At 64.0% G+C, this 22,761-nt stretch carries 20 protein-coding genes; 8 read left to right on the forward strand and 12 right to left on the reverse strand.

Annotation, left to right across the window (positions count from 1 at the left end; genetic code table 11):
* Window positions 1–80: 80 nt before the first annotated feature.
* Entirely contained in the window at window positions 81–677 is a 597-nt protein-coding gene (locus PI990_RS28760; protein ID WP_263403797.1) for a cupin domain-containing protein, read from the forward strand.
* A gap of 18 nt (window positions 678–695) precedes the next feature.
* On the opposite strand, the gene waaA is transcribed toward PI990_RS28760, so the two are convergent.
* Window positions 696–1,964 carry a lipid IV(A) 3-deoxy-D-manno-octulosonic acid transferase gene (gene waaA, locus PI990_RS28765; RefSeq protein WP_271659209.1) on the reverse strand — a complete coding sequence of 423 codons (1,269 nt, stop codon included), beginning with the start codon at window positions 1,962–1,964 and terminating at the stop codon, window positions 696–698.
* Between the two features lie 33 nt (window positions 1,965–1,997).
* Window positions 1,998–2,882: a LysR family transcriptional regulator gene (locus PI990_RS28770; RefSeq protein ID WP_184490568.1), complete on the reverse strand. Its 885-nt coding sequence runs from the start codon at window positions 2,880–2,882 to the stop codon at window positions 1,998–2,000.
* 86 nt (window positions 2,883–2,968) lie between these two features.
* Between PI990_RS28770 and PI990_RS28775 the strand changes: the two genes are divergently transcribed.
* The 4 genes from PI990_RS28775 (at window position 2,969) to PI990_RS28790 (ending at window position 6,300) form a co-directional block, all read left to right on the forward strand.
* Window positions 2,969–3,301 (forward strand): DMT family transporter, encoded by a 333-nt coding sequence (locus tag PI990_RS28775; protein WP_021219791.1) that lies wholly within the window; start codon window positions 2,969–2,971, stop codon window positions 3,299–3,301.
* Between the two features lie 65 nt (window positions 3,302–3,366).
* Window positions 3,367–4,539 carry an NAD(P)/FAD-dependent oxidoreductase gene (locus tag PI990_RS28780; protein ID WP_271659210.1) on the forward strand — a complete coding sequence of 391 codons (1,173 nt, stop codon included), beginning with the start codon at window positions 3,367–3,369 and terminating at the stop codon, window positions 4,537–4,539.
* Complete coding sequence (locus PI990_RS28785; RefSeq protein WP_271659211.1) at window positions 4,536–5,351, forward strand: aldo/keto reductase; 816 nt, start codon at window positions 4,536–4,538, stop codon at window positions 5,349–5,351. The genes PI990_RS28780 and PI990_RS28785 overlap by 4 nt, the downstream gene beginning before the upstream one ends.
* 43 nt (window positions 5,352–5,394) lie before the next feature.
* The gene (locus PI990_RS28790; RefSeq protein ID WP_271659212.1) at window positions 5,395–6,300 is read left to right on the forward strand and encodes a metal ABC transporter ATPase; all 906 of its coding nucleotides are present in this window, start codon (window positions 5,395–5,397) and stop codon (window positions 6,298–6,300) included.
* 72 nt (window positions 6,301–6,372) lie between these two features.
* Here the strand turns inward: PI990_RS28790 and PI990_RS28795 are convergent, their stop codons facing one another.
* The 6 genes from PI990_RS28795 to msbA form a co-directional block, all read right to left on the reverse strand.
* On the reverse strand, window positions 6,373–7,581 hold the full coding sequence (locus PI990_RS28795) for an acyl-CoA dehydrogenase family protein (RefSeq protein WP_021219795.1): 1,209 nt from the start codon (window positions 7,579–7,581) through the stop codon (window positions 6,373–6,375).
* A 10-nt stretch (window positions 7,582–7,591) separates the two neighbouring features.
* Window positions 7,592–8,881, reverse strand: a complete 1,290-nt coding sequence (locus tag PI990_RS28800; RefSeq protein WP_271659213.1) for an acyl-CoA dehydrogenase family protein — start codon at window positions 8,879–8,881, stop codon at window positions 7,592–7,594.
* Between the two features lie 110 nt (window positions 8,882–8,991).
* Entirely contained in the window at window positions 8,992–10,413 is a 1,422-nt protein-coding gene (gene hldE / locus PI990_RS28805; RefSeq protein WP_271659214.1) for a bifunctional D-glycero-beta-D-manno-heptose-7-phosphate kinase/D-glycero-beta-D-manno-heptose 1-phosphate adenylyltransferase HldE, read from the reverse strand.
* A gap of 73 nt (window positions 10,414–10,486) precedes the next feature.
* The gene (locus tag PI990_RS28810) at window positions 10,487–11,905 is read right to left on the reverse strand and encodes a PIG-L deacetylase family protein (RefSeq protein ID WP_271659215.1); all 1,419 of its coding nucleotides are present in this window, start codon (window positions 11,903–11,905) and stop codon (window positions 10,487–10,489) included.
* Between the two features lie 4 nt (window positions 11,906–11,909).
* Window positions 11,910–12,806 (reverse strand): GNAT family N-acetyltransferase, encoded by an 897-nt coding sequence (locus tag PI990_RS28815; protein WP_271659216.1) that lies wholly within the window; start codon window positions 12,804–12,806, stop codon window positions 11,910–11,912.
* Window positions 12,807–12,853: 47 nt separating this feature from the next.
* On the reverse strand, window positions 12,854–14,662 hold the full coding sequence (gene msbA, locus PI990_RS28820; protein WP_271661370.1) for a lipid A export permease/ATP-binding protein MsbA: 1,809 nt from the start codon (window positions 14,660–14,662) through the stop codon (window positions 12,854–12,856).
* A gap of 111 nt (window positions 14,663–14,773) precedes the next feature.
* Here msbA and PI990_RS28825 point away from each other — a divergent pair, with 111 nt between their 5' ends.
* The 3 genes from PI990_RS28825 (at window position 14,774) to PI990_RS28835 (ending at window position 18,011) form a co-directional block, all read left to right on the forward strand.
* Entirely contained in the window at window positions 14,774–15,418 is a 645-nt protein-coding gene (locus tag PI990_RS28825; RefSeq protein ID WP_271659217.1) for a toluene tolerance protein, read from the forward strand.
* Window positions 15,415–16,632 carry an O-antigen ligase family protein gene (locus tag PI990_RS28830; RefSeq protein ID WP_271659218.1) on the forward strand — a complete coding sequence of 406 codons (1,218 nt, stop codon included), beginning with the start codon at window positions 15,415–15,417 and terminating at the stop codon, window positions 16,630–16,632. Before PI990_RS28825 ends, PI990_RS28830 begins: the two co-directional genes overlap by 4 nt.
* A gap of 242 nt (window positions 16,633–16,874) precedes the next feature.
* Window positions 16,875–18,011, forward strand: a complete 1,137-nt coding sequence (locus tag PI990_RS28835) for an IS481 family transposase (protein WP_271659219.1) — start codon at window positions 16,875–16,877, stop codon at window positions 18,009–18,011.
* A gap of 195 nt (window positions 18,012–18,206) precedes the next feature.
* Here PI990_RS28835 and PI990_RS28840 read toward each other — a convergent pair whose 3' ends face one another.
* Genes PI990_RS28840 through PI990_RS28855 form a run of 4 tightly spaced genes read right to left on the reverse strand, consistent with a single transcriptional unit; the run spans window position 18,207 to window position 22,693 of the window.
* Window positions 18,207–19,073 (reverse strand): glycosyltransferase, encoded by an 867-nt coding sequence (locus PI990_RS28840; protein ID WP_271659220.1) that lies wholly within the window; start codon window positions 19,071–19,073, stop codon window positions 18,207–18,209.
* Complete coding sequence (locus PI990_RS28845) at window positions 19,070–20,041, reverse strand: glycosyltransferase family protein (RefSeq protein ID WP_271659221.1); 972 nt, start codon at window positions 20,039–20,041, stop codon at window positions 19,070–19,072. The genes PI990_RS28840 and PI990_RS28845 overlap by 4 nt, the downstream gene beginning before the upstream one ends.
* Window positions 20,041–20,946 carry a glycosyltransferase family 2 protein gene (locus PI990_RS28850; protein ID WP_271659222.1) on the reverse strand — a complete coding sequence of 302 codons (906 nt, stop codon included), beginning with the start codon at window positions 20,944–20,946 and terminating at the stop codon, window positions 20,041–20,043. Before PI990_RS28850 ends, PI990_RS28845 begins: the two co-directional genes overlap by 1 nt.
* The gene (locus PI990_RS28855; RefSeq protein WP_271659223.1) at window positions 20,936–22,693 is read right to left on the reverse strand and encodes a carbamoyltransferase family protein; all 1,758 of its coding nucleotides are present in this window, start codon (window positions 22,691–22,693) and stop codon (window positions 20,936–20,938) included. Before PI990_RS28855 ends, PI990_RS28850 begins: the two co-directional genes overlap by 11 nt.
* Window positions 22,694–22,761 lie beyond the last annotated feature (68 nt).

Raw genomic sequence — 22,761 nt, forward strand, 5'->3', positions numbered from 1 at the left:
GCGACGGGCCCGCGCCTGCTTTACAATGCCGCGTTCGCGCGGGGCCAGCCCTCCGCCCAGCCCCAAGGACCGGAGGGATCATGAGCCCCAGCCTGCCGCCGCCCGGCACCGCCAATGCGCCCGAGAGCCAGTTCCTCGGTACGCGCATCCGCGCCCTGCGCAAGCGCCGCGACATGACCCTCGCCGAGCTGGCCGAACAGAGCTCGCTGACCGCCGGCTACATCAGCCAGCTGGAACGCAACCTGGCCTATCCCTCGATCCCCGCGCTGTTCAACATCGCCCGCAGCCTGGGCGTGACCATCCAGTGGTTCTTCGCCAGCGAAGCTCCCACCGCCGAAGCGGACAAAGGCTATGTGGTGCGCAAGAACAGCCGCATGAGCCTGCACTACGACGACGGCATCACTGACGAGTTGCTCAGCCCGCAGCCGAGCCGCTCGCTGGAAATCCTCCACTCGCGATTCCCCCCGGGCACCTACAGCGAAGAGAGCTACAGCCACGAGGGCGAAGAAGCGGGTTATGTACTCAGCGGTGAATTCGAGCTCTGGGTCGGCGAACGCCACTTCCTGCTGGGAGAGGGCGACAGCTTTGCCTTCTCCAGCCAGGAACCCCACCGCTATGGCAACCCCGGCGACAAGGACACGCTGATCCTCTGGATCATCACCCCGCCGACCTTCTGAGACGGGCCTGGCCCGGGCTCACCCCAGCAGGCGGGCGAGCCCCGCGAGCAACCGCTCCAGCGCCCCCTGGTTGGCCCTGAGCACCGCCAGCCCGGCATCGTGCATGCGGGTCGCGGCAGCGCTGTCGCGCCAGAGGCTGGCGACAGCGCTCTGCAGCGCTTCGGCGTCGGCCACTTCGATCAGGGCGCCGTTGTCGCGCAACTGCGCGGCGATGTCGAGGAAGTTGAACAGGTGCGGCCCACTGAGCACGGGCTTGCCCAGCGCCGCGGGTTCCAGCAGGTTGTGCCCGCCATTGGGCACCAAGCTGCCACCGACGAAGGCAATGTCGGCCAGGGCGAAGAGGAACAGCAGCTCGCCCATGGTGTCGCCCACCAGCACCGACGTCGCGGCGGTCAGCGGCTCGCCGGTGGAGCGACGCACGGCGGCGAAACCTTCGCGGCGGCACAGTTCGAATACCGGGTTGAAGCGCTCCGGGTGACGGGGTACCAGCAGCAGCAGCGCATCGGGGCGCTCGGCCAGCAGTTGGCGATGGGCGGCGAGGATGATCTCGTCCTCCCCCGCATGGGTGCTGGCGGCGATCCAGACCGGGCGTTGCTCGGCGCTCCACTGCCGGCGCAGGTCGGCGGCGCGGACGGGCAGCTCGGGGTCGATGCGCAGGTCGAACTTGATCGAGCCGGTCACCGTCACCGCTTCGGGACGGGCTCCGAGGGTGCGGAAGCGCTCGGCCTCGGCTTCGGTCTGCACCGCGAGCCAGCTCAGCTCGGCGAGCATGGGCGCCGTCAGCTTGTGGAAGCGCGCGTAGCCACGGGCGGAACGCTCGGACAACCGCGCATTGGCCAGCACCACCGGCACGCCGCGCGTGTGGCACTGGTGGATATGGTTGGGCCACAGCTCGGTTTCCATGATCACCGCCAGCTTCGGCTTGAGCAGGCGCTGGAAGCGCGCCGCCGCCCAGGGCAGGTCATAGGGCAGGTAGCAGTGCTGCACCTGGTCGCCGAACATCGCGCGGATGCGTTCGGAGCCGGTGGGGGTCATGCAGGTGACGGTGATCGGCAGTTGCGGGTGGCGTTCGCGCAGGGCGCGGATCATCGGCGCCGCGGCGATGCTCTCGCCCACGGATACCGCATGGACCCAGATGCCGCCCGGTTGCAGGGGCGGCAGGCCGAAGGCGAAGCGCTCGGCGATGCGCCGGGCATAGGCCGGCGCGCGCCAGGCCCGCCAGGCCAGGCGCAGGGCGATGAGGGGCAGGCCGAGGTGGAACAGCAGGGTATAGAGGGTGCGATTCATGGGCGCGGAGCTTATCAGAGCACGGGCCCGGGATCAGCCGACGGCCTTGAGGTGCTCGGCGAAGCAGTCGGCCAGCCACAGCGCCGCCGGGCCCAGCGCCTCGTCGCGGCGGCACACCAGCTCCACCACCAGCGGCGGCGGCGTCCAGTCGCTGCTCAGCTCCACCAGCTGGTTCTGGTAGGTCGGGTACTGCACCACGTGGCGTGGCAGCCAGGCCCAACCGAGGTTGCGCATCAGCAGCTCGGCCATGGTGTAGAAGCTGTCAGTACGCCAGATCGACGGGCTGAGCTGCTCGCCGCCGGGGTAGCGGCTGTCCTGGGGCGCCATCAGCAACTGGCGATGCCGGGCCAGCTCGCGGCGGTCGACATGGCCGACGCCCGCCAGGGGATGGCCGACGCCACAGACGGTGACCATTTCGATGGTGCCCAGGCGCTGGCGCTCCAGTGCCTCGGGCATCTGCTCGTGGTGGAACAGCAGGCCCAGGTCGGCGCGGCGCTCCAATAGCTTGCGCGCCACATCGCCCTGGGCACCGCTGGCCAGCTGCACCTCCAGCAGGGGGAAGGCCTGGGCCAGCGCCTCCAGGCTGTCGAGCACCGGCTGGTAGGGCATGGCTTCATCCTGGGCCAGGCGCAGGCGCACCTCCTCGCCCCGCACCAGCCCCAGCGCGCGGCCCTCCAGGCGCTCGCACTGGCGCAACACTTCTCGCGCCTCCTCCAGCAGGGTGCTGCCCGCGGCCGTCAGGCGTGGCTGGCGCCCGCTGCTGCGCTCGAACAGGGTGACGCCGAGATCCGCCTCCAGCAGGGCGATGGCGCTGCTGACCGCCGACTGCACGCGGTTGAGCCGGCGTGCCGCCGAGGAGAACGAGTGGCCCTCGGCGACGCTGACGAACAGGCGGATCTGCTCCAGGTTCCACTGCATGACCTATCTCCTATTCAGATAGGTAATCACTTTATCCCATCATCCAGATGACTAGAATCGGCAGCCTGATTTCAAAGGAGGCCATCATGACCGGCTATCTGTACCTCGCCATCGCCATCACCGCCGAAGTGATCGCCACCACCTCGATGAAGGCCCTCGACGGCTTCAGCAAACCCGTTCCGCTGCTGCTGGTGGTGATCGGCTACAGCATCTCCTTCTGGATGCTCAGCCTGGTGGTGAAAAGCATCCCCGTGGGCATCGCCTATGCGATCTGGGCGGGGCTGGGCATCGTCCTGGTGAGCATCGCCGCGGTCTTCCTCTACCAGCAGAAGCTGGATCTCCCGGCCATGCTCGGCATGGGCCTGATCGTCTCCGGCGTGGTGGTGATCCAGCTGTTCTCCAACAGCACCGGCCACTGATCCACGTCGGCCCCGCCTCACGGCGCGCGTTATACTGCGCGCCGGTTTTCTTCGAGGCAGCTTCCATGTCCCAGGTTCTCAGCACCGACGTCCTCATCGTCGGCGGCGGCGTCGCCGGTCTCTGGCTCGCCGCACGCCTGCGCGGCCAGGGTTACTCCACCCTGCTGGTGGAGAACGCCAGCCTCGGCGGCGGCCAGAGCGTGAAGTCCCAGGGCATCATCCACGGCGGCGCCAAGTACGCCCTGCATGGCGCGCTGACCGGCGCCTCGGAAGCCATCGCCGACATGCCCCGCCGCTGGCGCGAAGCCCTGGCCGGCAACGGCGAGCTGGACCTGCGCCCGGTGCGCCTGCTGTCCGACGCCCATTACCTGTGGTCGCCCGGCTCGCTGGCCGGCAACATCACCAGCTTCTTCGCCAGCAAGGCGGTACGCGGCCGCGTCGACCAGGTCAAGGGCGACGCCCTGCCCCCGGCGCTGCAACACCCGAAATTCAAGGGCAAGGTCTACCGCCTCGCCGAACTGGTGCTCGACGTGCCGAGCCTGATCCAGCGCCTGGCGGACCTCGCCGGCGACGGCCTGCTGGCGGGCCACAACATCGAACCGCTGCGCGAGGGTGACGAACTCGTCGGGCTGGTGGTCGATGGCCGCGCCATCCGCGCCCAGCGCATCGTCCTCAGTGCCGGCGCCGGCAACGAGGCGCTGCTGCAGGCCCTGGGCATCCAGCAGCCCGGCATGCAGCGCCGCCCGCTGCACATGGTGATGGTCAAGGCGCCCAGCCTGAAGCCGCTCTACGCCCACTGCCTCGGTGGCGGCCCCAAGCCGCGCGTCACCGTCACCACCCACCCAGCCGCCGATGGCCAGTGGGTCTGGTACCTGGGCGGCGACATCGCCGAAGCCGATGGCGTCGCGCGCAACGAAGCCGAGCAGATCGCCGCCGCCGAGAAGGAACTGCGCGACCTGCTGCCCTGGATCGACCTCTCCGCCGCCCAGTGGGCGACCCTGCGGGTGGACCGCGCCGAACCGAGCCAATCCGGCCTGGTGCGCCCGGACAATGCCTTCCTCGCCGACCAGGGCCGCCTGCTGGTGGGCTGGCCGACCAAGCTGGCGCTGGCCCCGGACTTCGCCGACCGGGTGATCGCCGCCCTGGAGCGCGACGGGGTGCAACCGACCCAGCAGCCGCCCCTGCCCGAACTGCCGCGCCCGAGCCTGGCGCAACCGGTATGGGAGGAACTGCTATGAGCCAGAGCAGCCTGCATCACCTGCACCGCCCCCTGGGCGACACCGGCCTGGCGGTCTCGCCGCTGGGCCTGGGCACCGTCAAGCTGGGCCGCGACCAGGGCGTCAAATACCCTTCCGGCTTCACCATCCCCGATGACGACGAAGCCGGCCGCCTGATCGGCCTGGCCCGCGAGCTGGGCATCAACCTGATCGACACCGCACCGGCCTATGGCCGCAGCGAAGAGCGCCTCGGCCCGCTGCTGCGCGGCCAGCGCCAGGACTGGGTGATCGTCAGCAAGAGCGGCGAGGAGTTCGAGGCGGGCCAGTCCAGCCATGACTTCAGCCCTGCGCACACGCGCCGTTCGGTGGAGCGCAGCCTCAAGCGCCTGGAGACCGACTACATCGACCTCCTGCTGCTGCATTCCGACGGCGACGACCTGCGCATCCTGCAGGACAGCGGCGCCTACGAGACCCTTGCCGAGCTCAAGCGCGAGGGCAAGATCCGCGCCTTCGGCCTCTCCGGCAAGACCGTGGAAGGCGGCCTGCTGGCGCTGGAGCGCGGCGACTGCGCCATGGTCACCTACAACCTCGCCGAACAGGGCGAGAAGCCGGTGCTGGACTATGCTGCCAGTCACGCCAAGGGCATCCTGATCAAGAAGGGCCTGGCCAGCGGCCATGCCTGTGTGGGAGCCGGCGTCGACCCGGTGAAGGCGAGCTTCGAGCTGATCTTCGGCCACCCGGGCGTCGGCAGTGCCATCATCGGAACCATCAATCCGCTGCACCTGTCCCACAATGTCACGACGGCCGCCGAGGTGCTGAAAGGCCGTCCCTAGAGCGCCGCAACTGCGGCCGACCCCGACGCAAGAAGGAGCCGACATGCCGCGAATACTCGCCCGTAAAGACCCGGGGGCGTTCAAGACCCTGCCCCTCCATGTCGAGGCCAATGCCGATGGCCTGGCCTACCAGGCCCTGGGGCTGCCGCTGAACTTCACCCAGATGCTCGAACGCCGCCGGCGCCCGGCGGAGATCGCCGACAGCCAGCGTTTCGCTGTCGAGCTGGCCAACCTGGGCGTCTCCGTGCGCCTGACCCTGGAGCTGCAGGGCCGCGAATACTGGGTGCTGGTGCGCCAGCGCCGGCTGGACCGCGGCGACACCGTGCTCAAGCTGATCTCCGGCTATGTGCCGGCCCATGAGCTCAACCTGCCGCTGCTCACTGCCATCCAGGAAGTGGCCGAGGAATGCCTGATCGAGACGCCCGAAGGCTGGCTCGGCGGGCGCTTCGCCGACACCTGGTTGCCCACGCCCTACCAGCGCCAACTGCATTACCGCGAGGCCAGCCACTTCCGCCTGAGCCCGCTGTCCGGCGCCGCACGCCCGGTGCAGAGCGGCAGCCTGACCCTGCTGGAGCGCCCCCGCGCCTATGTGCACCTGCCCACCGCCTCGTTGCAGCTGGTCTACGACATGAGCCTGGAGCTGCCCCGCGACGCTCGCCAGCTGAGCTTCTTCCACGTCGATGAAAGCCTGCGCGACGGCGAGCTGGTGGCCGCACTGGAGCGTCGCCGCCCGGACATCTACCTGCTGGCCCGCGACCACGGCAAGCCCACCGGCGAGCTGCTGACCCTGCGCAATGGCGAACTCAAGCCCGCCAGCACCCGGGGCATCTGGCTCTCGGAAAGCTTCGCCGAGCAGGACGGTTGGCTGGTGCGCGATGAACGCATCCGCTGGAAGGACTGGCTGGCCCGCGTCGGCACCGCCGAACAGGCCAAGCGCCTGGCCTGCTGAGCCCCTGATAGAGCCCGGCACCACAAAAAAAGAACCCCGCCGAGGCGGGGTCAATCGGGCACTACAACAGAATCACTTGAGTTCGCTTGAGCTCTTGCCCAGCAGGCGACGGGCGATGATCAGCAGCTGGATCTGCTGAGTCCCCTCGAAGATGTCGAGGATCTTCGAATCCCGCGCCCACTTCTCCAGCAGCTCGTCCTCGCCGTAGCCGAGGGCGCCGACCAGCTCCACACACTTGAGCGTCACCTCGTTGGCCACGCGCCCGGCCTTGGCCTTGGCGATGGAGGCCTCCTTGGAGTTGGGCAGCTTGTTGTCCGCCATCCACGCAGCCTTGAGGGTCAGCAGGCGCGCGGCCTCCCATTCGGCTTCCAGGCGGTAGAGGGTCGCCTCCACATGGCTGACGCTGAGCAGCGGCTTGCGGTAGTCGAAGGTGCAGCCGGCCTTCTTCAGCAGCTCACGGGTGCGGTCCAGGGAGGCCTTGGCCACGCCGATGGCCATGCCGGCCACCAGCGGGCGGGTGTTGTCGAAGGTCTCCATCACCCCGGCGAAACCCTTCTGCACATCGATCTCGGCATTGCCCAGCAGGTTGGCCGCCGGCACCCGGCAATCGCTGAAGCTGATGGACGCGGTGTCCGAGGCCTTGATACCGAGCTTCTTCTCCAGGCGGGTGACGCTCATGCCGGGCGTGCCCTTCTCCACCACGAAGGACTTGATCGCTGCGCGGCCCAGGCTCTTGTCCAGGGTCGCCCAGACCACCACCGCGTCGGCGCGCTCGCCGGAGGTGACGAAGATCTTCTCGCCATTGAGCACGTAGTGGTCGCCATCCTTCACCGCCGTGGTGCGGATGGCTGCGGAGTCGGAGCCACAACCCGGCTCGGTGATGGCCATGGCCGCCCAGGTGCTGCCGAAGCGCTTGAGCTGTTCCTCGTTGGCCACCGCCGCGATGGCGGCGTTGCCCAGCCCCTGGCGCGGCATGCCCAGCAACAGGCCAACATCGCCCCAGCAGAGTTCGATCACGCCCAGCAGCGCCGAGAGGTTGCCGCCGTTGCGCACGCCCTCCTCCACCTGCCCGCTGCCGCGCTTGCTGGCGGAGGTGGCACCAACGGCGTCGGGGGAGCCGGCGTTCATGCCGTCCAGCAGCGCAGCCAGCAGGTCCAGCTCCTTGGGATAGGCATGCTCGGCCTTGTCGTACTTGCGGGAAATGGGGCGGAAGTAGTTGGCCGCCACCTGGTGCGCCTGGTTGGCCAGGCCACGGAACTTCTTCGGGGTTTCAAGGTTCATCGTCATCCCCTTAAAGGTGCAAGCCGCCGGCCATGATGGCCACGGCGCGGAGGTCGCGGTACCAGCGCTCGGCCGGGTGCTCCTTGGTGAAACCGTGGCCACCGAGCAGTTGCACCGCGTCGGTGCCGATCTTCATCGCCTTCTCGGCGCACAGCAGCCGCGCCAGGTAGGCCTCGCGCTGGAACGGCTCGCCGCGCTCGGCCCGGGCACAGGCACGCCAGACCATCATGCGCATGGCGTCGAGCTCGATGGCGATGTCCGAGACCATGAAGGCGACGCCCTGCCGATGGCTGATGGGCTCGCCGAAGGCGACACGCTCGTTGCAGTAGGTGACCACGTAATCCAGCGCCGCCTGCCCGGTGCCCAGGGCCAGTGCGCACCAGCCCAGGGTGGCGAGGTCGAGGAAGCGTTGGTAGTCGAAATCGGCCGCGGCCAGACGGTTCTCCAGCGGCACCTTGACGCCCTTGAGCTGCACCCGCGCAGTGGAGCAGGCCTTCAGGCCCATGCCGGGTTCGGCCTGGCGTTCCAGCCCCTTGGCACCGCCCTCCACGAGGAACAGGGCCGGGCCGTCTTCGGCTTCGGCCGCGACGATCAGCTGGCTGGCGTTGAGCCCTTCGAGCACCAGGCTCTTCTCACCAGACAGCTGGTAGTGCTTGCCCTTGCGCCGCGCCTTGGTGGCCAGGCGATGGGGATCGGCCAGCAACCCCGGCTCGCTGACGGCGATGGCCATCAGCGGCGGGCGCTCTTCGCCCACGAAAGCCGGCAGCCAGCGGGCCTGCTGTTCGGGCGAGGCGGAACGACGGATGCAGTTGGCAGCGGAAAGCGGCACCAGCAGGGAGGCGGCCAGGGACAGGTCGCCCTGCCCCAGGGCCTCGGCGATCAGCGCGTTGCTGATGACGGTACGTTCGCCAGCCATGCCGCCGTGCACCTCACCCACGCCGTAGTGGGCAAGACCCAGCTCCAGCGCCTGGTTGAGCAGCTCGGCGGGGATGGCGCCACGGGCGTCGGCGTCATGGGCCGCCGGACGCAGCACCTCCAGGGCGAAACCCTGGAGCATCTCGCGGATCATCTGCTGCTCGTCGGACAGGGACAGGTCGAACAGCGCATCCGGATCGGCCGCACGCGGCTTCTTGGCGGCCTTGCCGGAACGCTCGGCGACCATCTGGAAGCCGGCACGGCTGCCGGTGTAGAGAAGTTTCTCGAAGGGTTTGCGCAGCTTGAACCGGTCCGGCCAGTCGGCCTGGGCAACGCGGTTCAGCACGGACAGGGCGCGTCCCTGTGCATCGGTACTCATGGGCATCTCGCTCCACGCGGGGTGAGGATGCCTCGATGATGCGCGCCGCGAATGGGCGCGCCTATGACCGACGGGACGCAGGCGAGTGGCACGACGGCCACCCACCCGGGGGAGGATCAGCGGCTGCGGATCTTCTCGACGATGGCGGTGGTGGAGCTGTTCTCCACCAGGCCGAGCACGCGCACTTCGCCGCCGTAGGCCTTGACGATGTCGGCACCCACCACCTGCTCGATGCCGTAGTCGCCGCCCTTGACCAGGATGTCCGGCTTGACCTGGCCCAGCAGGCGCTCGGGGGTGTCTTCGCCGAAGCTCACCACCCAGTCGACGGCACCGAGGCCGGCGAGCACGGCCATGCGCCGGTCCACCGAGTTGATCGGCCGGCCGGGGCCCTTGAGGCGGCTGACCGAGGCGTCGTCGTTGACCGCCAGCACCAGGCGATCACCCTGGGCACGGGCCTGCTCGAGGTAGGTCACGTGGCCGGCATGGAGGATGTCGAAGCAGCCGTTGGTGAAGACGATCTTCTCGCCGTGGGCGCGGGCGTCCTCGATGGCCAGCAGCAATTGGTCCAGGCTGAGCACACCGCGCTCGGAGCCCTGCTCGCGCTGCACGGCACGGCGCAGCTCGGGTGCGCTGATGGCGGCGGTCCCCAGCTTGCCGACCACGATGCCGGCGGCCAGGTTGGCGAGGGCGACGGCCTGGGGCAGGTCCTCGCCGGCAGCCAGGCTGGCGGCCAGGGTGGAGATCACGGTGTCGCCAGCGCCGGTGACGTCGAACACCTCACGGGCGCGGGCCGGCAGGTGCAGGGCAGGCTGGTCCGGGCGCAGCAGGGTCATGCCGTGTTCGCCACGGGTCACCAGCAGCGCGCCGAGGTCCAGCTCACGCATCAGCTGCGCGCCCTTGGCGACGAGGTCGGCCTCGTCGGTGCAACGCCCGACTATGGTTTCGAACTCGTTGAGATTGGGGGTGATCAGGCTGGCACCGCGGTAGATGCCGAAATCCTTGCCCTTGGGGTCGGCCAGCACCGGGATGCCCTTGCGACGGGCGGCCTGGATCAACGCCTGGTGGTTCTTCAGCGCGCCCTTGCCGTAGTCGGAGAGCACCAGCACCTTGACCCCGGAGAGCAAGCGCTCGACTTCGACGGCCAGTGCTTCGGCGTCGGTCTCGAAGGGCTCTTCGAAGTCCATGCGCAACAGTTGCTGGTGGCGGCTCATGACCCGCAGCTTGACGATGGTCGGCTGCGTGGGGATGCGCTGGAAGCGCGCGTCGACGCCAGCGGCGCCGAGGCTGGCGAGCAGGCTGGCGGCGGCCTCGTCCTCACCGGTCACGCCCACCAGGGCAGCCGGCGCGCCGAGGGCGGCGATGTTCAGCGCCACGTTGGCGGCACCACCCGGGCGATCCTCGATCTGGTCGACACGTACCACGGGCACCGGCGCTTCAGGGGAAATACGCGAGGTGCCGCCATGCCAATAACGGTCGAGCATGACATCGCCCACCACCAGAACGGGGGCCAGATCGAAACGGGGCATGGTGAGCTTCATGAAGACTCCAGGAGCATGGAAAAACGGCGCGGATCATAACATAGCAGCTGACCCGCCCCGTCGCCGGAGGCCGTCAATCGGAAAGGCGTCTCACCCAGAAAAGCTCGTGGCGGCGCACCGCCTTGCGGAAGAAGTCGTCCTCACCGCTCTCCGGCCAGCGCCGTGCGGCGAGCAGCCACTGGATGGTCCGACGCAGGCGCTTCTTGAACGACAGCGGCACCTGCAGGTCATGCTGCATGGCCAGCGCCTGAGCCTTGTCCAGGCGTGCCTGTTCACAGAGCACGGGGCTCCACAGGGCATCCGCCGGCAGCGGATCGATGCAGGGTGGCAGCGCGATGCCGCCACCGGCCGGGCCCATGGGCCAGCGGTCGTTGTCCACCAGATGGTTGGCGTAGAGCAGTTGCACGGAGGGGGTCCAGCCACTCTGCTCGATGGCCTGGTCCAGGGCGCGACTGGCCTGGATATGGTCCGGGTGCGGATCGAGCTGCGGATGGGGGACCACCACCACGTCGGGCTGCAGGCGCGCCAGCAGGGCCGCCAGGTCGCCCACCAGGTTGCGCCAGCTCGACGCGCCATCGAGGTCGCCGGGCAGGGCCAGGGCATTGAAGCGGCGCACGCTGCGGATGTCCGTCTCGCCCGACTCTAGCGAGGCGAAGGGTTTGTCCGGCTCGGCCTCCATGGCCTCCAGGCGCAGGCAGTAGTAGCCGAGTTGCAGGCAGCGGGTGGCCGGCACACCGCCCCATAGCGGTACCGCCAGGCTGCTCCAGCTGCGCAGGCGGCCCTTCAGGCGGGCGGCGGCGGCGCTATCCAACCCCAGGCGGCGATACACCTGAGCCTCGATCTCGCCCTGGGTCAGGGTGACGATATGCACATCGCTGCAGCGGCTATAGAGGCCGAAGGCCGCCAGCTCGGCATCATCCGCATGGGGCGCGATGACCAGCACCTTCTGCTTGGCGTAGTCGGGGTTGCTGAAGGCATAGAGCGAAGCGCCGGGAGCCAGGCGGCAGAAGCGCCCGCGCAGACGCAAAGTCCCAGCGGCGAGCGCGGCCTGGGCACCGGAAAGGTTGAGGTAGCGGCGCCCATTCACCCCGCGCTCGAAATCCTGGCGATCGGTGCACTCACCGCAGTCGATCAGTACATGAGGGTCTAGCCAGCGGCCAAGCCAGCCGCAGCGGATATTGACCTCCAGCATCAGGGTATCGACGCCCACCGGCAGATTTCCGGCTGCCGCCTCGACGCGCCCGTCCACCAGGCGCACTGGCAGCGGCTCGATGCCGGCCGGGAAACGGTATTGATAGTCGTCACGGGGGGAGTAGAACAGGTGGTCGGCGAACCAGGCCTCGTGGGCTATCCAGCCGAGCACCAGAAGCACTGGCGTGGTGCTCCAGGAACCGAACCAGTCCAGCGCAACCAAGACCAGCAGGGCGCCAAACATGAACAAACGCTTATGGCGCCGATGACGGCGCAGGAGCAGTTGCTTGCGTGTTTCCATTCACTCACACCCGAAAGACGGGAACCTTGTTGCACCAACGATCCTTGTATTCCACATCCGCGCGCCCGAACGAATAACGCAGGGCCTTGCCTCTGGCCCGGGCATCCTCCCAGGCGGCCTGCGTATTGACGAAGCTGAGAACGCTGCCAGGGCTGAAGTCCCGGCTTTGTGGATCGACGCCGCCGTTGATGTATTCGGCGCTGATCCATTCTGGAGATTCCACCCTGTACACCACCTGAACGGCGATGGGTGCTCGCTCCAGCATTAACAGGCTGCCGCTGAGGAACTCCCGGAGCAGCCCGAACACCTCTTCCAGATGCCCCTTGCCAGGCACATCGAACCCCCAGCGGCGCTCGAACAGGTCGGTATAGATAGTGGCCAACTCGCCAGCGCTGAGTTCAGCGACCGGGCGCAAGGTGCCACCCGCCTCTTCCAGCAACCGCAACTCACGGCGCTGGTTGTAGCGGAATTTCTTGGAAAACTCCTCGGGAGCACGGCACAGCGCCAGCGACTCTTTCTGCAGGCGCAATCCTAGCAAGCGGCTGCGGTTGGGCTCACCCAGGTAGCTGCTGCGGTGACGTAGGACAGCGCCGCTATCAGGGCGCGCCGGCAGGATGACCTCGGCGTTACCGAGGTCGAACAGGTGGCGTTTGCCAGCACGCTTGAGCACGTCCCGCGACAACGCGAGATAACGACCCCAGGTAGGGATCGCGGCCACCGGCTCGTCACCCTCGAACCAGCCGAGGTAACGCACGGGAATACCCGCCATCGCGGACAGGCGCTCCACCACATCCGGATGGGTCATCAGGCTGCCGCCGAAACGCAACCAGACGGCAGCGTAGTCGGCGGCACTCAAGGAACGCCAACCGCGCTCACGGCAGGCGCGTATCAGGTTCAGCACGGCCCGGTCCCTGGGAATGGACGCTTCATCTCAGACACATCGACGGCTCAACCGCGCTCCGCCGCCTGGACCTTGTCCTCGGCGAACTGGTTGGCATGCAGGCGCGCGTAGTAGCCATCCAGGGCGATCAGCTCGGCGTGGTTGCCGCGCTCGACGATGCGACCCTGGTCCATGACCAGAATCAGGTCGGCCTTCTCGATGGTGGAGAGGCGGTGGGCGATGACCAGGGTGGTGCGGCCATCCATCACACGGTCCAGCGCCTTCTGGATGTGGCGCTCGGATTCGTTGTCCAACGCAGAGGTGGCCTCGTCCAGCACCAGCAGCGGTGCGTTCTTCAGCAATGCACGGGCGATCGCCAGGCGCTGGCGCTGGCCGCCGGACAGCAGCACGCCGTTCTCGCCGACGTCGGTGTCCAGGCCGTGAGGCAGCTTTTCGATGAACTCGCTGGCATAGGCCGCCTCGGCCGCCTGCTCGATATCCGCACGCGGCGCACCGGCGAGGTCGCCATAGGCGATGTTGTTGGCCACCGAGTCGTTGAACAGGTTGACCTGCTGGGTGACCAGGGCGATATGCCGGCGCAGGTTGCGCAGACGGTAGTCCTGGACCTCGACACCGTCGAGGAGGATCTGCCCCTCGCTGTGCTGGTAGAAACGCGGGATCAGGTTGGCCAGCGTGGACTTGCCGCTGCCCGAGCGTCCCACCAGGGCGATCATCTGCCCTGGCTCGGCGGTGAAGCTGATGCTGTCCAGAACGGCCTTCTCGGTGCCGGGGTAGCGGAAGCTCAGGTCCCGTACTTCCAGTCGGCCAACGACCCGCTCGCGCTCGACGGAACCGGTATCCGTCTCCGGCACCTCGTCCAGCTGTTCGAAGATGCTCTCCGCCCCCGCAACGCCCTTCTGCACGGTGGAACTTACTTCGGAGAGTTGTCGGATAGGTTTTGGAAGCAGGCCGGCGATCGTGATGTAGGCGACAAGATCACCTGCCGAAGACTCACCGCGCATGTAGAGCACGAGGAACATCAGCACCGCCATTGCGGAAAAAATCACCAACTGCAGCATCGGCGTGTAGACGGCACCGGTCTTGGTCATGCGTAATTGCTTGTCGGTATTGCTCTGGCTGGCCTCGAGGAAGCGTGCCTCCTCATAAGGCTCGCCGCCAAAGCTGCGCACCACGCGGTACCCCTGGATAGTCTCGGACGCCACATGGGTGACATCGCCCATGGCCACCTGGATCTTCTTGCTCTGTTTGCGAAACTTTCGGCTTGCTCCTGTCACCATGAAAGCGATCAGCGGCAGGATCGCCACCATCACCAGAGTCAGCTCCCAGTTCATCCACAGCAAAGTGGCGAACAGGAAGATCACTGTCATGCCTTCACGGATGACAACCTTGATGGCGTCCGTTGCAGCACCCGTGACCATGGTGACGTTGAAGGTGATGCGAGAAATCAGATGACCGGAATTATTGTTATCAAAATAGCGGTTGGGTAATACCAGCAGGTTGTTGAACAGCGCCACCCGCAGGTCATGCACCAGCCCAAGGGAAACCTTGGCCAGATAGTAATTGCCCAGGTAAGAGCCCAGGCCCTGCCAGGCTGCGATCAGCACGATGAGCAATGGCACCGCCTGCAACAGCTGCAGATCACGCAGATAAGGGATATTGGGGAAGAGCACAGCTTCAGGGTTGCTCAGCCCGTCCACAAAGTACTTGAGAATCCCGCCCAGCATGGGCTGCGTGGAAGCGAAGATGATGAAGCCCAGAATACTGACCAGAAACATACCGACATAGGGGCGGACGTAGCCCAGCAGGCGCAGGTATATTCGCAGACTTGAAGTCGATGGCTGATCGTGACGACTCATAGGGCTCGGTACTCGAAAAAGAGCGCGGATTGTAGCACAGCGCCCCAAAGTCTCCGCCAACCGCGCCTCTCCCTTGGGGTAAGATACGCAGCCACTGAACGAGGCCCTTCGATGCAAGTTCTGAATCACGAGACTTATCTGGAGCTCAGCTCTGGAGCCGAAGTGCTGGAGCGAGATGGGCATGGGGAGAAGGTGCTGCTCCTAGTCGATGGCAGCATCCTCAAGTTGTTCAGGCGCAAGCGGCTTCTTTCTTCCACTGCTTTTTATCCTTACGCCCAGCGCTTTTCTGACAACGTCGAACAACTCAAGCATAAGGGGATACCTTGCCCAGAGATGATCGGCGTCTATCGAGTCAGGGGACTTGATAGAGATGTGGCGCACTACAAACCCCTTCAGGGAGAAACCCTAAGGCATATGAAGAACAGGTTAAGCAATGGTGATGTCCTCAGGAAGCGCCTGGGTATATTCATTGCAGAACTTCATGCCAGAGGAATTTACTTCCGCTCCCTGCACCTTGGAAACATCATCCTTACCCCTGATGACGAGCTGGGACTCATAGATATTGCAGACCTAAAAAGCCAGAGCAAGGCGCTCAGCCAGTCAATGCGACTGCGAAATTTCCATCATCTGTTGCGATACCAGGAAGACCGAAACTGGCTAATCCCAGAACAGAATACGGTTTTCCGCGACGCTTACTTGTCCGCCACAGAACTTGGCAACCGCACAACCTTCAGAGACCGCTTGAACTCCTTATGAGCGAAGACAAACAGCCGTATAGCCTCGCGACATTAAACAGCCACTTCGAGAAGGCCGCCGATTGGCTAACCGCCCACATCCTTCCTGCAGGATTATTCGTGCTACTGACAGGGATGTTCTGGGTTTGGGATCGAGCGCTCTACCACAAAGCTTATTATCTATTTCTGGCAACTCCGACCCTGCTTATCCTGTTGCTACGCCCCAAACGGATAAAACACCTGCTTTCATCCCCGCTGCTCATTGCATTTGTGGCGTTTAGTATCTACACACTGATTACCTTGAGCTGGACAAGCTCCGAGGACTCCGCAAGCTCTCTCGCGAAGCGCCCCGTCTATGTACTGTTTCTATTCTTCGCTACCGGCCTGCTGGCACATGTCGCGCCAGACAGAATCATGGGCAGCATACGTTGCAGTGCATGGCTCGCAAGCCTTGCTGGTGCCATGACCCTCGCATTCTATCTATATAGCGGAACATCCGATCGCCTAGCGGGGTACGGTGCGCTCTACAATCCACTCTTGAGTTCTCATGTCTATGGCTTCTTTCTCGTAGCCTGGGGGGGACTGTGGTTTTCTAAGAAACAAATTCTCGACATCCCATCACTCGTATCACTGGCCATCCTAGGTGCACTGATCATCGCCACAGGCTCGAGAACACCACTGCTGGCAATAGCGGCGGCAGTTATCTGGCTAGCCGTAATTCAGTGGAACAGGCGCAGCCTGATCGTATTGGCAATATTGGGACTTGTCGGAACATCGTTGCTTCTGCTTTTCCCCGAGGCGTTGATCAACAGGGGACTGTCCTATCGCCCCGAGATCTGGCAGCGGGCCTGGGCTCTCATCATGGAGAAGCCCTTGCTTGGGCACGGATACGATGCGCCATTGGCAATACCGGTGCCGGGCCTGATTACTATGGCCGACCCTCACAATATGTTGCTGGCCGTGGCGTACTACTGCGGCTTCATTGGCCTGGCATTGTGGCTGGCACTCTATCTAACTGCCCTTCTAACAGCCTTGCGCAATCACCAGGAACCGCTCGCCCGCATCGCATCGACGCTGCTGATCTTTGGATTCGTCGCCAGCATGACAGAAGGAGGAGCGTTCCTTTCCCGCCCCAAAGAGCACTGGTTCCTTATCTGGATTCCCATGGCACTTATATTGGCGACAGAGGTCATAGCCAAGAACAAGCAGCGTCAACTACACAGCCAAACGAAATGATCAAAAACCAGTAAAAGTCCACGCTCGTAAAACATGGACTTGCTTTGATCCCCTATAAGGGGAGGGGGGGGCAGCCAGACTTCGGAGTTTGGACGTAGGGTGTGCCACGCACACATAGAGTTCGCCGGAAGCACCGTGCAGCGGTGCGCGCGGTGTTCAGCCGGGGGACATAGGTGACAGGTGTCGGGAGACATAGGTAACGCATTTAGGCTTACGGAATCCTTCGAAGAGGAGTTCGAGCGATGCCGTGGCAGGAGTGCACCACCATGTCGATACGACGTGAATTCGTACTGTTGGCCCAACACCCGCAGAGCAACATCCGGGAGCTCTGTCGACGCTACGGCATCAGCCCCAAGACGGCTTACAAATGGCTGGAGCGATATCAAGAACTGGGTGATTCCGGTCTGCAGGACCAATCCCGTCGTCCGCTGACGAGTCCTGGACGCACCAGCGCCGAGCTGGAGCGAGAGGTGGTGCGCCTGCATCACCAATTCCCTTATTGGGGCGCTCGCAAGCTGCTCCATCTGTTGCCAAAGGCCATGGATCGCCCTCATCACAGCACCCTCGATGCGATTCTTCGGCGCCACGGCTGCCAGGTGCGCTATCACGCCGAGGACGTACAGGCGCCAGCTACCCATCGCTACGAGCACAAGCGGCCAAACGAGCTCTGGCAGATCGACTTCAAGGGCAACTTCCATCTTTCGGACCGCAACTCACCACGTTGCCACCCGCTGACGGTACTCGATGACCATTCACGCTTTGCGCTCTGCCTGGAGGGCTGTGAAGGGGAACGCCTGGAACTGGTGCGCCCCAAGCTGGCCGCGGTTTTCCGTCGCTATGGGCTGCCATGCCGGATAACGGCCGACAACGGCCCGCCCTGGGGCTCAAACATCGAGGGCGGCCTATCCGCCCTGGAAGTCTGGCTGATGCGCCTGGGTATCGATGTCAGTCATAGCCGCCCTTATCACCCGCAGACGCAAGGCAAGCTCGAGCGTTTCCATCAAACCCTCAAGCGTGAGCTGCTGCATCGCAGCTTCAGTGACATGGAGCACTGCCAGCGCGTGATGGACCAATGGCGAGACCAGTACAACCAACAACGACCTCATGAGGCACTGGGCCAGTTACCACCGATATCGCGCTATCAGCCAAGCCTAAGGGCGTACCCGGAGCAATTGCCGGAAATCGAGTACGAGCCGGAGGACAAGGTGCTCAAGGTAGGGGGAACCGGACAGGTGCAATTCAAAGGGAAAAGCCGGTTCGTCGGTGGTGGGTTATTGGGCGAGCGAATCGCAATACGCCCCACCGGTGTGGATGGTGTCTACGATGTGATTTTCATCCATAAGACAATCCGCCAGTTCGACCTGAGAGAGAAGAAGTAACGACCAGCAACCCGTTACCCATGTCCCCCGACAAGCGTTACCCATGTATCCCGGCTAAACACACGGCACACCCTACGGCACATGTTCATCCTGCTGGGGCTCTCAATTCAAATCGTCACAGGCAGAGTCGATGACTCATGACCACGCCCTAAGGACGTGGTTCCCCAAGTTCAAATGAGAAGTGCGCCGTCTAGCTCATGAGCGAGCAAGTAGGCGCCAAACCCCTCTCAACGTCTTCGCACCCCAGTACCTGAGTGGGATGTTCGCAAGCAACTCGCGCGCCAGAGCCTTATCTTTTTTCGCACACTTCAGCAGCATCGAATTTCGGTAGTTCGCACATACCTGCTCGTAAGCAGGGTGCCCACTGAAACGATCATAAGTCCGCAGAACGTTATCGACCATGAATCTGTAATTCTTGTAGGTATTACTCTCATGAACCCGATAAAGAGCCAGCACTTCAGCCAAGACATCAATGAAGTAACCTGCATTGGTTATCTTCAGCTCCACCATTAGATCCTCAAGGCGCACATCCACCTCGAATCCACCAACTTTCTCCAGCGCCTCGCGGCGAAATAACAACGTAGGAGCAGGCGCACCAGGCTTTCGGTTGAGAAATACATCCTCGAAGTCCAGTCGACGAGCAGAGCTGCAGCCCACTTTCCCCTCGGTCGCGCCAAGAGCATCTATGATGCGGATGTTTCCTGCGCAGATTCCCACCTCAGGCCTCCCTGACATATAGGCGACCTGGGTCTTGATCCGTTCAGGAAGCATGATGTCATCCGAGCCAAAAGGAGCAATCAGGCTTCCTTTCGCCCGAGCAACGGTCTCATTTAGTGTTCGCGAGAGCCCCTTGTTGGACTGGGTTCTAAAGTCGAACCCATGGGCCTGCCGAAGCAACTCGATGCGGGCAACGCTGTCATCACTGGAGCCATCATCTACCACCAGCAACTCGATATTCGTGTAGGTCTGTCCCAACACGCTAAGAATACTGGCCTCAATGTAGGGAGCATGGTTATAGGATGCAATAATCACACTGACCAAGGGCAACTGCTGGTCACTCATCTGAATCTACTCACATTGGGACTGAGGCGCTCGCGAAGCATGCTCCAAAAGGATGGAGGCTGAAACGAAGGCCAGGGCTCATTTATCACGTCAGACATATGCCGCGCCAACCTCACATGACTGAGATGCTCTTCCACAAACCGGCGACCACTATAGGAGATTGATATTGCTTGTCTGGGGTCGTTTCGCAGAGCGGCCAACCGTGCACGCAGCTCCTCAATATCGGAATAAAGGACCAGATCGATACCATCTCTGAGGCCAATGGCACTTTCCTCTATTCCCTGACGCCAAGCGAATAGAACACATCCACTTGCCATTGCCTCGAAGTTCTTGGCCATGTACTCGCCCAAGCCTACATCTGCGCTGATGAAGAACTTGATCCGATTAAGCATCCCCCAATATGGACGACCGGGCTCCGTACGCAGCAGCTGGAGAGGTTCGAGCTCAACCAACTGATCCAGAAGGGCTTTTCGCCCTGCATAAGCCGCACTCGCAGTGCGCCCAATGAACCCCAACTCGACGTCACGCTCAACGGCTTCGCTACAGACCATACGGGGATCATAGCCCTTGGGAATGAAGTAGACACTGAAGCCTTCCGCCCTGAGCCTCTCTGCAACGCCTGCCCCAGTCACTATCACACGCGCATTGGGAAGGCTTCGGTAGAAGCGACTGAACCGCCCCTTCCAACGAGAGTTATCCAGATAGTTCTGGCAGGCGTCCTCTTCATATATCAGAAGCCCCGGAATCCGGCGAAGGACGTGAGCCTGATTGGCGATGTTTTTAAAATGCAGATCGATCAATACGCGATCATATCTGGCGAGGTCCAGGCCGCAGAAGAACTGCTTCAGGTTACGTTGATCACTCTTGCTCAGCAGCTTCAGGTCGAGATCAACAGACCTCCCCAACTCTTCGTAAACACAAGAAATATCGGGCTCTCGCCGTGCAGAACTTAGGGCCAGAACCTTCATCAACGTCGTGTCAGACACAGAACGAGCGCCTTGCGGGTATATGACCATTTGAACAACGCTCGCCAGTCCGTTCGCAGCGCCTCCCTGTAGTAATGCCGGGCACCTGCATGATCACCAGCCAGCATGCAGGTACGGAACAGCGACAGACAACGCTGCGCCCTGTAGCGATGACGCAATCCTTGCCCCGCAGCGGGCAGGCTGCCGAACACCTCATCAACCAATTTCAGATCCACCTTCCGTGCGGCCTCGGCGCTGTGCCGCAGGCTGTCAGGGTGTTTGTGAATGCGTGCAAGGGAGAAGTCCAGGCGTCGTACCGGGCCTTGAGCCAGGGTGTAGGCGAACACGGGGATATCTTCGCTGTGCCGCAGGTGCTCCGGATAGGGGCGCTGGAGCAGGAGATCGCGCCTGAATACGCAGGCGCCGTGGCTGATGGCGATGGTCTTGTCCAGCAGGTAAGCGGACAGGCGCTGCTGCAGGTCGTTCGGCACTTCGGAAGCTGGGTGCTCGCGCTCGCGGCCATCAGGCTGAACCGCTACGTGCCCGGCCAGCCACAGGCCGGTATCGGGGTGTGCACGCAACTGCTCACTAAGCCGGGGCAGCACACTCGGCGCCAACTCGTCGTCGGCGTCCAGCAGCAGTACGAAACGGCCGCTGGCAAGGCGCACGCCATGGTTACGCGCGGCGGAGGGGCCGGCGTTTTCCTGACGGACCCCATGGAAGCGCTCGCCGTAGCGAGTCGCCAGTGCTTCGAATACAGCCGGGGTGTCATCGCTGGAACCATCGTCGATGACCCAGAGCTCTACGTCTCCATCAGCCTGGGAGAGCACCGACTCGACCGCTCGCGGCAGCACCCTGGCGTAGTTGTACGCCGGGATGATGACGCTGAGCAGCGGACTATCCGACATTGTCATACCAATCCACGCCATCCTTGACGACCAATACATCTTCCATGATCAGGTACTGCAGATCGGAGCCGTAGAACATGTTCAGCGCGTCGGTGGGTGAGCAGATCATCGGCTCGCCGCGACGGTTGAGGGAGGTGTTCAGGGAGACGCCGTTGCCGGTGAGGTTCTCCAGCTCCTTCATCAGGTCGTACCAGCGCGGGTTGTGGCGGCGCTCCAGTACCTGGGCACGGGAAGTGCCGTCCTCGTGCACCACTTCGGAGACGCGCTCCTTCCACTCGTCATTGACCTCGAAGGTGAAGGTCATGAACGGGCTCGGGTGGTCGACCTTGAGCATCTGCGGCGCCACGGTGTCGAGCATCGACGGGCAGAAGGGCCTCCAGCGCTCGCGGAACTTGATCTGTTCGTTGATGCGGTCGGCGACGCCGGGAATGCTCGGGCAGCCGATGATGGAGCGACCGCCCAGGGCACGGGGGCCGAACTCCATGCGGCCCTGGAACCAGGCCACCGGGTTGCCGCCGACCATGATGCTAGCGATGCGCTGCGGGGTGTTTTCGATGCGCTTGAACACCGGCTTGTTCGGGTGCTTGGCGCAGGCGGCGATGACGTCCTCGTTGGAGAAGGCCGGGCCGAGGTAGACGTGCTCCATCTTCTCCACCGGCACACCGCGCTTGTGCGAGACGTAGGCAGCGGCGCCGACGGCGGTGCCGGCATCACCGGAAGCGGGCTGCACGAACAGCTCCTTCACGTCCGGGCGGGCGATGATCTTCTGGTTCAGCTTGACGTTCAGCGCACAGCCGCCGGCGAAGGCGATCTTGCCGGTCTCGCGGAGGATGTCGCCGAGGTAGTACTCCATCATCTCCAGCGCCAGCTTCTCGAACAGCGCCTGCATGCTGGCGGCGTAGTGGATGTAGGGGTCGTCGGCGATGTCGCCCTGGCGTTTCGGGCCGAGCCACTCGATCAGCTTGGGCGAGAAGTAGTAGCCCTTGCCGTTTTCCTTGTAACGACGGAAGCCGATGACGTTGGCGTACTCGGTGTTGATCACCAGCTCGCCGTTCTCGAACTTGGCCAGGCGCGAGAAATCGTACTTGGCGGCGTCACCGTAGGGCGCCATGCCCATGACCTTGAACTCGCCGTCGAGCATCTCGAAGCCGAGGTATTCGGTGATCGCGCCATAGAGGCCGCCCAGGGAATCCGGGTCGAAGAATTCCTTGATCTTGTGGATCTTGCCGTTCTCGCCCCAGCCGAAGAAGGTGGTGGCGTACTCGCCCTTGCCGTCAATCCCGAGGATCGCGGTCTTCTCCTTGAAGCCGGAGCAGTGGTAGGCGCTGGAGGCGTGGGCCAGGTGGTGCTCCACCGGTTCGATCTTGACTTTCTTGGCGTCGAAGCCCAGTTGCTCCAGGCACCAGACGATCTTGTTGCGGTAGCGCTTGTAGCGGCGGTTGCCCATGAGGATCGCGTCGAGGGCGCGGTCCGGGGCGTACCAGTAGCGCTTGGCGTACTGCCAGCGGGCCTTGCCGAACAGGCTGATGGGGGCGAAGGGAATGGCCACCACATCGACGTCGGAAGGTTTGATGCCGGCCTGCTCCAGGCAGAATTTGGCCGATTCGTAGGGCATGCGGTTCTTCGCGTGCTTGTCGCGCACGAAGCGTTCTTCTTCGGCGGCCGCGATCAGCTTGCCGTCGATGTAGAGCGCGGCGGAGGGGTCATGGCTGAGGGCGCCAGAAAGGCCGAGAATCGTCAGTGCCACAGTGTTAAGCCTCTTGAAAGCAGCTGGCAGCCTGGTACGGGAAGCCCGAGGCGCCAGCGGTCATATGG

Source organism: Pseudomonas sp. TUM22785, from assembly GCF_028198105.1.
Taxonomy (GTDB): Bacteria; Pseudomonadota; Gammaproteobacteria; order Pseudomonadales; family Pseudomonadaceae; genus Metapseudomonas; species Metapseudomonas solani.